The sequence below is a fragment of the Novosphingobium album (ex Liu et al. 2023) genome (assembly GCF_029076845.1).
Taxonomy (GTDB): domain Bacteria; phylum Pseudomonadota; class Alphaproteobacteria; order Sphingomonadales; family Sphingomonadaceae; genus Novosphingobium.
The window spans coordinates 19,694-30,042 of sequence record NZ_JARESE010000004.1; the positions used below are offsets into that span (position 1 = coordinate 19,694).

At 70.6% G+C, this 10,349-nt stretch carries 8 protein-coding genes; 7 read left to right on the top strand and 1 reads right to left on the bottom strand.

Annotation, left to right across the window (positions count from 1 at the left end):
• Positions 1-237: 237 nt before the first annotated feature.
• The 7 genes from PYV00_RS02135 to PYV00_RS02165 all read left to right on the top strand — a co-directional run bounded on the left by PYV00_RS02135 (position 238) and on the right by PYV00_RS02165 (position 8,796).
• A complete protein-coding gene (locus PYV00_RS02135; protein ID WP_275226609.1) occupies positions 238-501 on the top strand; it encodes a type II toxin-antitoxin system Phd/YefM family antitoxin in 264 nt (87 codons plus the stop codon).
• A 27-nt stretch (positions 502-528) separates the two neighbouring features.
• Complete coding sequence (locus tag PYV00_RS02140) at positions 529-894, top strand: type II toxin-antitoxin system RelE/ParE family toxin (protein WP_275226610.1); 366 nt, start codon at positions 529-531, stop codon at positions 892-894.
• 291 nt (positions 895-1,185) lie between these two features.
• Positions 1,186-2,199 carry a ParB/RepB/Spo0J family partition protein gene (locus PYV00_RS02145; RefSeq protein ID WP_275226611.1) on the top strand — a complete coding sequence of 338 codons (1,014 nt, stop codon included), beginning with the start codon at positions 1,186-1,188 and terminating at the stop codon, positions 2,197-2,199.
• A gap of 1,569 nt (positions 2,200-3,768) precedes the next feature.
• Positions 3,769-5,211: a hypothetical protein gene (locus PYV00_RS02150; RefSeq protein ID WP_275226612.1), complete on the top strand. Its 1,443-nt coding sequence runs from the start codon at positions 3,769-3,771 to the stop codon at positions 5,209-5,211.
• A gap of 229 nt (positions 5,212-5,440) precedes the next feature.
• On the top strand, positions 5,441-6,745 hold the full coding sequence (locus tag PYV00_RS02155; RefSeq protein WP_275226613.1) for an EAL domain-containing protein: 1,305 nt from the start codon (positions 5,441-5,443) through the stop codon (positions 6,743-6,745).
• 371 nt (positions 6,746-7,116) lie between these two features.
• Positions 7,117-7,506, top strand: coding sequence for a response regulator (locus tag PYV00_RS02160; RefSeq protein ID WP_275226614.1), 390 nt, complete (start codon positions 7,117-7,119; stop codon positions 7,504-7,506).
• A gap of 159 nt (positions 7,507-7,665) precedes the next feature.
• Positions 7,666-8,796: a sensor histidine kinase gene (locus PYV00_RS02165; protein WP_275226615.1), complete on the top strand. Its 1,131-nt coding sequence runs from the start codon at positions 7,666-7,668 to the stop codon at positions 8,794-8,796.
• Here the strand turns inward: PYV00_RS02165 and PYV00_RS02170 are convergent.
• Positions 8,776-10,098: a hypothetical protein gene (locus tag PYV00_RS02170; protein ID WP_275226616.1), complete on the bottom strand. Its 1,323-nt coding sequence runs from the start codon at positions 10,096-10,098 to the stop codon at positions 8,776-8,778. The genes PYV00_RS02165 and PYV00_RS02170 overlap by 21 nt on opposite strands.
• Positions 10,099-10,349: the final 251 nt, after the last annotated feature.

Genomic DNA, 10,349 nt, shown 5'->3' on the forward strand with positions numbered 1-10,349 from the left:
GAATCCGGGCGCGAAAGGGCAGGGCAGGGGCCTGTAACCTTGTAACAGATTCCCTGTAACCCATTCTAACCACTGGGAAGCCTTTGGCTTCATGGGAAAAATAGGATGAAGCCATAATCCCGCCCGATCCTTCCCGGTGCCATCCCGCTCAACCCGGGCTTGAAGAAAGGGCAGGGGGGTGACAGGGCGCTCGTGCGGGACTATATTCCGTCCGAATTCAGTCCGGGAGTCTTTGCCATGGGCCGCCATGACCGTATCAAGCCGATCAGCTATCTCAAGGCCCACAGCGCCGAAGTGATCCGCGAGCTGGGCGAGGGCGCACCGCCGCTGGTCATCACCCAGAACGGCGAGGCGCGGGCCGTGCTGCAGGATGTGGGCGCTTACGAGGAAACCCAGGAAGCGCTCGCACTGCTCAAGCTGCTGGCACTGGGCCGCGAAGACATCGCCGCCGGGCGCGTCCTGCCGGTCGAAGGGCTGGCCGACCGTATCCGGGGTCGCTGAGGCGGCGCGCGCGGGATGAGGCAGGCAATGACGCCGGGCAGGGCGCTCGTTCGCCTCACCGCCGGGGCCGAGGCGGATCTGGCCGGGATCTATCGCCGCCGCCTGGCCCAGCGCGGCCCGGATGGCGATGACGGTGCCGAAGCGCTGCTGGCCCGGCTCGTCACCGCGATCGAGGGGCTGGCCGAATGGCCGGCGCGCGGCGCCGTGCCGCCCGAACTGGAAGCGCTGGGCATCCACGCCTATCGCCAGCTTTCGGCGCGGCCGTTCCGGGTGATCTACTTGCCGGAGGATGACGGAGCAGGGCAGCCGCCCACCGTCACGGTGATGATCGTGGCCGATGCCCGCCGCGATTTCCGCACGCTGCTGGAAGAACGCCTGCTGCGCGGTGGCTGACGGGCGCGTCGGGACCGGCATGGGCTTTCGCACGGGGTTTTGGCAGCACTCGAAAAGCGCGGTTTGCCGGCATAATAGCCGATTTTTGCCCAATCGCTTGATATCGCCTGACAATCCCTACCATATTTAACATAAGAAATCTTATCAATCTTGCGTTCACGCAAAATTGCATTCACTCGCCGTGGCCGATTTCCGCCGCTGGCGCGCAAAGCCACCGATCCGAACCTATTTCCATGCCTCGCGCGCGCGAGGCATGGGTACAACGGGACAGGCGCTGGATGGAGGGCTTGAATGGCCGGCTTTGTGCGAGACATTCTGACGACGCTCGCTTACGAACCCCATCCCGTCGAGCAGCTTTCGAATGACAGCGCCGCGCTGTCGCGGCTCGATCAGCGCCTGGCCGGCTTCGTCCAGGGCGCGGGCGGGCGGGGCCGGGGCTTCATCTCGATCCGGCCGGGCGATTGCAGCGTGTGGGATGGCAACCCGCGCGACTTGCCGGGGCTGACCGGCGAGAACTGCCGCTCGCTGATCGAATCCATCGCGCAGGAAGACGGCAACCGCATTCCTGTGCTGGTCCGCCTCAATCCGCCGGGCTCGGAACTGCCGTATCAGCTGCTGGTCGGCAGCCGGCGGCGGTTCGCGGTGGACTGGCTCAATCACAATGGCCGGCCCGAAATCCGGCTGAGCGCGGTGATCGTCGATCTGACCGACGAGGAAGCCTTCCGCCTCGCCGATATCGAAAACCGCGAGCGCGAGGATATCACCGAGCTTGATCGCGCGCGCAGCTATCAGAACGCGGTCGATCGTTTCTATGGCGGCGTGCAATCGCGCATGGCCGAAGCGCTCAGCCTGTCGAACAGCCAGTTGAGCCGCCTGCTCTCGCTCGCGCAGATGCCCGATGACGTGGTCAACGCCTTCGCCACGCGCGACGAGCTGCGCGTGCGCCATTCCGAAGTGCTGACGCCGCTGCTGCGCCGGCCCGAGCAATGCGAACGCATCCTGGCCGCCGCGCGCCAGATCGGCGACGAGCAGCAGCGGCTTGCCGCCGCCAACGAAAAGCTGATTCCGGCCGCCACCGTGCTGACCCGGCTGAAGCAGGCCGGCATCGGCGCGCGCAAGATCGCGCAGGAATGGCCGATCATGCTGGGCGAGGCGAAGATCGGCAAGGTCAGGCCGGGGCGCGAGGGGCTGGCGATCGACTTGCTGGTGGCCGATGGCGCCGATCTGGATGCCCTGCTGGCCCAGCTGCGCGCGGCGATTGTCGAAAGCCGCGATCTGGCCGCCCCGGACGATGCCGACGACTGACGACGCCGACGATTGACGCGCCGGGCTTGCCCCGCCCGCTCCGGGGCGCGGCGGGGGTGGGCTCGCTGTCCCTTCACCTTTGATGCTTTTCCGGCGCGGCGCCGGCCTTGCCGGCGTTGATACCCCTCCACCACCGCTGCGCGGCGATCCCCCTCCCCGTGCCGGGGAGGATCTGGGGCGAGTCGCGGGGGTTTGCGCCGGATATGGCGGCGGGATGGAACCGCATTGCCGGGGATCGCGGGATAATCGGGGTCAAAGCGGCGCCAATCGGGGGCCTGGCCGGCCATGGCGCGATTGCGTGGCATCGGGCCGCGTTATCCGGTTCCCGCGCCCGCTTTGCGTGGGGCTTGCGTGCCTGTCCCGGACATTCCGGGGGCCTTTGCGCATGGGACCGGGGGCTTTGCGAAACGGCCCACGAGGCGCCGCGCGCGCTGGCTAACACCCGGTTCTACACGGCTTTTTCTGAATGCGCGGACCATCGCGGCGAGACGTAGGCTCCGAGGCCTTGGGCTTAATCATGGAGTACCTCTTATGTCGCGTCAGCAATCGCGTCGTTCGGCCAGGCAATATCTTCTGTGCGCCACGGCCATTCCGATTTTCCTTCTGGGCGCCTGCGCCGATGGCATGGGCCTGCACGTGGGCGGCGGCGGGGGCGGCGTGCCCTCGGGCCCGTCCGGCCCCAGCGGCCCTTCCGGTCCCAGCGGCCCTTCCGGCCCTTCGGGTCCATCCGGCCCCAGCGGTCCGTCCGGTCCCACCGATCCCAGCGGGCCTTCCGGTCCGAGTGGTCCGTCCGGCCCGTCCGGTCCCTCGGGGCCGAGCGGCCCTTCGGGTCCGAGTGGACCGACCGATCCCAGCGGCCCTGGCGGCCCCAGCGGCCCCAGCGGCCCCACGGGTCCGGGCGGTCCTTCCGGGCCCACGGGGCCGGGTGGTCCCAGCGGGCCGAGCGGCCCGTCCGGTCCTTCGGGTCCGTCCGGCCCCGGTGGTCCTTCGGGGCCGACCGATCCGAGCGGTCCGGGTGGCCCCAGCGGTCCCACCGGGCCGGGTGGTCCGACGGGCCCCGGCGGTCCGAGCGGTCCTTCGGGGCCGGGTGGCCCCACTGGCCCCGGTGGTCCCACCGGCCCTGGCGGCCCCACGGGTCCGGGTGGTCCGACTGGTCCCGGCGGCCCCAGCGGTCCCACGGGTCCGGGCGGCCCGACGGGCCCCGGTGGCCCGAGCGGTCCTACGGGACCGGGTGGCCCCACGGGCCCCGGTGGTCCCACCGGCCCTGGCGGCCCCACGGGTCCGGGTGGCCCGACTGGTCCTGGCGGTCCCACTGGCCCCACGGGTCCGACCGGACCCACCGGCCCGACGGGCCCGACCGATCCGACGGGCCCCACCGGGCCCACCGGGCCCACGGGTCCGGGCGCGCCCAGCGCGGTCAGTGGTCCGCTGGCGGGCATTGGCCTTGGCGGCACCGATCTGCTTGGCCCCGGCGGCTCCAGCACGTTCATCAACGTCAATGTCCTGCCCGATACCACGTCGACTCCCGGCGAGGGCCTGACGGTCGATCTGCTGGCGGGTGACGGCACGGTGCTGCAGGCGACGCTGCCGAGCACCACCGAAGGCGTGCAAGGCACGCTGGCGCCGGTCGGCTCGCTGGTCAGCGCGCTGGTGGGCGAGCCTGCGGGCACGGCCGTGACCGGCCTGACCGACAGCCTCGCGCCGGCGATCGCGCCGGTGACGGCGGCGGTCAACCAGGTGACGACGCCGGTGCTCGACACGGTCAACACCGCGCTTGGCCCGGTGCTGGGCCAGGACGGCGTGCTGGCCCCGGTCACTGGCGTGGTCGGTTCGGTGGTCGATAGCGTGACCGGCTCGCTGGGGCTCGGCTCGGCCAATCCGGCGCCGAACTATGCCGGCCCGCTGCTGGGCGCCAACGTCGGCGACACGCTGGTGACGGGCCCGAGCACGTCCGAAACGGTGATCGGCGTCAATCTGGGCGCGGGCGAGACCGGGCAGGTCAGTGGCCAGCTCGTGACCGTGGGCGTGCTGTCGGGCGGCAATCTGGCCGATGTCGCGGTGCCGACGACGGCCGAGGGCATTGCCGAGGGCCTTGCGCCGGTGGGCAACCTGGTCGGCGCGGTGCTGGGCGAACAGGCCGGGGCGGCGGTCGATCAGGTGGCGGCGCAAGTCGCGCCGGTGCTGGCCCCCGTGACCAGCGGCGTCAGCAGTGTCGCTTCGCCGGTGCTCGACACGGTCAACACCGCGCTGGCGCCCGTGACCGATGCGGTCGCCCCGGCGCTCGCCCCCTTGCTCGATACGGTCAACTCGGCCGTTGGCGGCTTGCTGGGCGGTGCCACGGGCGGCGGCCTGCCCGATGCGGGTTCGGTGCTGGCGCCGGTGACGGGCGTGGTCGCCGGCCTGCTCGGCGGCGCGACCGGCGGCGGTACGCCGGACACGGGTTCGATCCTTGCGCCGGTGACGGGCGTGGTCGGTGGCCTGCTCGGCGGCGCGGCCGGCGGTGGTACGCCGGACACGGGTTCGATCCTTGCGCCGGTAACCGACGTGGTCGGCGGCCTGCTGGGCGGTGCCACGGGTGGCGGCGCGCCTGACGCGGGCTCGATCCTCGCGCCGGTGACGGGCGTGGTCGATACCGTGCTGGGCGGCGCGGGCGCGGGCGATGTGCTCGCCCCTGTCACCGGCGTGGTCGACGGCTTGCTGGGCGGTGCCACGGGTGGCGGCACGCCCGATGCGGGCTCGATCCTCGCGCCGGTGACGGGCGTGGTCGATACCGTGCTGGGCGGCGCGGGCACGGGCGATGTGCTCGCCCCTGTCACCGGCGTGGTCGGCGGCCTGCTCGGCGGTGCCACGGGTGGCGCCGCGCCGGATGCCGGTTCGGTCCTCGCCCCGGTCGCGGGTGCGGTCGATGCGGTGCTGGGCGGCGTCACGGGCGGCGCGGCGCCGGATACCGGCTCCGTCCTCGCTCCTGTCACCGGCCTGCTGGGCGGCCTGCTCGGCGGACGGGGCAACTAAGCGTGCGTGCGTGTCCCGGTGCCCGCAATACCATGGCCGGGCACGCATGAGCGCTCCGCTTCCCGCAAGAGGCGGACGCGGGGAGGCAGTCCGGGTCGATCCGGCGCGGGCTGCCTCCTCCACCACCGCCTCCGGGCAAGCGGAGAGCGATCCCCAGGGGGATCATGGACCAGATGGTCCCGGTCGGCGGCGCCGGGACGCGAATTTCCTTCAGGCAGGATCAGGTGACATGGCGAATACGGCGACAGGTGGCAGCAATTACCTTTTCGTGGTGCGGCTGAACAATGCGGCGGTGATCGCGGCGGCCTATGGCCCGCGTGCGGTGGACGCGGCGCTGGCGCATCTGCGCGCCGGGCTGGAGCGCGCGCTGGGCCCGGTCCGGCTGAGCCCGCCCGCCGGGGAAGGAGAGCCCGGTGAAGGAGAGATCGTGGCGCGGATGCAGGCCGCGCCGCTGGAGCCGGCGCTGCTGCGCGCGCTGATCGACGAGCTGTGCACCGATCTGGGCACCACTCCGCTGCGCCACGAAGGCCAGCGCATCCTGCTTTCGGTTTCGGTGGGTCACGCGGATCCGGTCATGGGGACCGGCGCAAGGGCCGTCGCGGTCCAGGAGGCGGAGGCGCGGCGATGCCTTCTGGCCGCGACGGTTTCGGCCGCGAGCGAGATCCCGCGCACCGCGCTGGCGCGCCGGGCCTGCCGCGAGGACATGGCCGCCGCCGCGACGCTGCTGGAACAGGTCGCGCGCGGCGAGGCGTTCTTCGCCTGGCGCCCGGTGCACAAGGTGCGCGAACCGGGCAAGGTGCTGCATCACGAGGCGCTGCTGCGCCTGCCGTGCGGCCGAGGCGCGCCGATCGAGTGCGGCGAGGCGCGCGGCGCGCTGGAAAGGCTGGGCCTGGCCCACCTGCTCGATCGGCAACTGGTGTCCAAGGCGCTGGACGAGCTGGACGCCGATGCCGGGACGACGATCGCGCTGGGGATTTCGGCGCAGAGCCTGTCGTTCCACCTCAACGGGCCGGACGCGACCTGGACCGAGCTGCTCTCGCGGCTGCGGCGCGATCGCGATCTGGCCGGCCGGCTGATCCTGGAAATCCACGAGGCGTCGCCGCTGGCCGCGATCGCCGATGCCCTGGCCTTCGTGTGCGAACTGCGCGCGCTGGGCGTGCGGCTTGCCATCGCCGGGTTCGGCTCGGCCTCAAGCGCGTTCCGCCGGCTGCTGGTGCTGCTGCCCGACATGGTCAAGCTGGACGCCGCGCTGCTCGATGCCGCGTGCCGCGACGACGATGCGCGCGCGCGGATGGGCCAGCTGGTCGGCCGGGCACGCTCGCTGACCGGGCGCGTCATCGTCGATGGCGCGGACAGCGCGCTGCACCGCGAGCTGGCGCTCGAATGCGGCGCCGAATGGATCACGGCGACCTGCCCGCAGGACGCCAGCGCGCGCCGCGCCTGGTTCGTGCCCCGCCGTCAGGACATCGTCGAGAACATCCACCCGGCGATCCTGCGGCCGGCGCCGGCCGCCACGGCCCCCGCCGAGGCCTGAGGAGGGATCTTTTCCGCGCGGGCGGGGCCGGTTGGGGCCCATGCGCAAGAAGGTTTTGTCCGCGCGATCACCAAAGCGGTGGATAACTTAGGTATAAATCCACAAGCTTGCCGCGAGGCGGGCCGGCGGGTGTTGCCCCCGGCTTGTCGGCCCGTCTCCGGCATCCCCTGATTATCGCTGGATAATCAATATCTTGGAACAAAAATAGACGGTTTTGGGCGATTTTATCGGCCAGCGGCGTTCGTGCGCTCTGGCCATTTCGAACCGAAGCCTGGTGCAATCCACGCGCAAGTCCTTAGTTCGCGGGCTCGGCAGCCCTGCTATCATGCTTGCGAATAAGACCCGATCACAGGCGGGATCGCGCGGACACCATGGAAGAAGATGGGGCTTTGGTGCTGGTTGTCGACGATGTCGAAGCGATCGTTGACGAATTGCTCACTCTTCTTGCGCTACAGAACATTCCTGCGATTGGCGCCCATACCCTGAGCGAAGCCATCGCGGCCCTGGAAAGCGCGCCCGCGGTGAGCGTGATCGCCTGCGACGTGCGGTTGGACCGCGAGACGGGCCTGGATATCATTCCGCGCATCAGGGATAGCCGTTCGTTGCAGGCGCGTGCCTTTCACTATGTCTTCGTGACGGGAGACCCGATGCGTCTCGATCTGCTCCCGGACATGCCAAGGCATTCGGTGCTGACGAAGCCGGTCCAGCCCCAGGCGCTGGTCAGGCTGCTGCGCGAACTGCTCGCGCAAGCCGGGGCGTGAGGCGAAGGAACGGGGTTCGAGACAAGGAAGAGCGATCGGGGTGCCGGCAGCGCCGATGATCGCGAAACGGAGAGAGAAGGTGTCAGTCGCGTTTTGCCGGTTGGGGGGCTCCAACGGCGGACGCGGTGAAATGGCAAGATCGGAAGGGGCTGATCCGGTATGCGGCAAGACGTAATCCATAATCTGGACGTGCAATTGTGCGCGATGCGCTGCGAACGTGACGAACTGCGGCAGATCGTCACCGAGCTGAAGGCCAACCTGGGCGTGGTGCTGCTGCACGACATCCGTTTTGACACAGGCACCGGCACGCTGCAGTTCGCGCGGGCCGAGGCGGGCGAGATCCCGCTGCCCACGCGCGTGCAGATCCATCCCGAGGATGCGCGCCAGCTCGCCCGGCTTGCCGAAACCAGCCATGTCTCGATCGAGCTGCGGCTTGCCGGCGACCAGCGCACCAGCGTCATGCTGATCCTGCGCGAATGCCAGGGCGGCACGCGCTGGACCAGCGGCGCCATGGCCCGCGTGCGCGAGCCGCGCCACATGGTGGAAGCGATGTGCTCGCGCGCGCGGCTTGCCGATCTCGGCACGCAGGCCTCGACGCTGGGGCACGAATTGCGCCAGCCCCTGTTCACCATCGCCATGGCCAACGAGAACCTGCGCCTGATGCTGGCCGCGCCTGAGCCGAGCAAGTGCCAGATGGAGCAGGCGATCGAGCGCATCGCCGAGCAGGTGGCGCGCGCGCAGACGATTATCGCGCGCACGCTGAGCTATGCCAAGGGCGCGCAGGCCGAGGCGGGCGGCACCGACATGGCCGGTGCGATGCGCAACGCGATCAAGTTCCTGGACGGGCTGTTCGCCATGACCGGGATCGTGGTGGAACAGCGCCAGCCCGATCTCGCCGCGCCAGCGGGCCTGTGCCCGATCGAGGCCGAGCAGGTCTTCGTCAACGTGCTGCGCAACGCGGTCGACAGCATTCAGGCGCGCCGGCAGGCGGGCTGGACGGGCGAAGGCCGGATCGTCGTCGAATTCGCCGTGGCGGACGGCGAAGTGCGCTGCGTGATCGCCGACAATGGGGCGGGGCTGGCCCAGGGCGCGGCGCAAACCGTGTTCCGCCCGTTCTTCACCACCAAGGCGAAGGAAGGCACCGGGCTGGGGCTGTATATCTGCGAGCAGATCCTGGCGGCGGCCGAAGGGACGATCCACCTGCTGCCCGGCAAGGTCGAAGGCGCGCGGGTGGAGATCCGTCTGCCGCTGGGCGGCGATACCGCCTGCTCAGATGTCGTCGCGTGCTAGGCGGATGACGAAGCGGGCTGGCTGAGCCGCGCCGCGCGGCGCGGTTCGCGCGCAGCGGAAATCGCCGTCGGCCTCGCGCGCGACTTGCTCCACCAGCCACAGCGTGGCGTGGTCCAGCTTCTTGCCGGCCAGCACCGCGCCGGCCTCGTCGGTGCAGTGGAAGCGGATGACGACATGGGCCGGGCTCAGCGCGGCGTGCAGCAGCACGGTGCCTTTCAGCTTCTGGCCTTCGGGACGGATGAAAGCGCCGAACGCGCTGAGCAGCGCGGCCACCGCCATCATCTCCAGCGCGCCGTGCCGGCGGGGCACGAGATAGTCCAGCCCGTCGCCTTTCAGCTCGATCGCCACGCCGTGGTGGCGCACGTTGGACCGGGTGGCCGCGACCGCGCGTTCCAGCGCGCTGCGCACGCTCAGCCGGCTTTCGTCCTGGTTGCCCTCGCGCCCGAACCAGCGGAACAGGCCCAGGATATAGGCCGCGCCTTCGGTATGGGTCGAGATCCTGGCGATCCGCTCGACCAGTTGCCGCCGGGCCTCGTCGTCGATGTCGAGGTGCTCGACGATATAGCCCAGGTTGCCGTTGGCCATCGCGATCACGTTGAGCGGCTGCGCCAGATCGTGCAGCATCCCGCTGGTGATGCGGCCCAGCAACAGGTCGCGCGTCACCGCCGCCAGCCCGTCCTCGCCCCAGGCGAGCAGACGTGCATCGGCCATGGCGAGGTGACGGGCCAGCCCGGCACCGAGACAGGCCGCGCACAACGATCCGAACACGGTGGCCGCCGCCATCCCCACCCCTGCCGGGCCGGCCAGCGACAGGCAGAAGCTCGCGGTGCCGAGCATGGCCACGAGCGCCCAGGCCCATTGCGGCACATGCAGCAGCGCCGGGGCGAAGCGCGGCGACAGCAGCGCGGCGCCGACCATCAGCGCCATTTGCGACCAGTAGCCGATCGAAAGCCGCGCCTCGGGCAGCACCGCCAGCGGGATGAGCATCGCGGCCGCGATCAGGAACAGGATCAGCCGCTGGCGCAGCGCGAACAGCGCGCCGGCCGCCGTGGCGCCGATTACCGCCGCGCCTTCCACCCGGATCGCGGCCAGTCCCAGCAGCAGCGCGCACAGCGCGAGGGCCAGTGCGTTCAGGGCCAGGCCGCCGCCCGGTCCGCGCCGCGCGGCCAGCGATGCGGCCGACGATGCCGATCGCGTCGCGGGCGCGGCCGCCGGAGCGATCGGTTCCCGCCGGCGCGCCTGCATCGGCGTGCCATCGCGCTGCCCGGTGTCGCGCGTTTCTCCCGGCATTCCCCGCATCACGTTACATTCCCCCCTTTGCCGCCACGGTCCCGAGGCGATTCCCGGAATGGGCAACGCCTTTGCCGGACGCCGTTCTTCGCGCGGCGCCGGCGGGAGCGTTCACCAGCCAGGCTGACTTCGGGCAGGGAAACTCAAAAAACCTCGTATTGTTGCGGATGCGACCCCGCCTGACAATCGGCGATAGCATATTTTCCCCGGCCGCCGCTCCGCTTTCGCATTCGCCCCGCGACAATCGGGCGAAGCGATGCAGC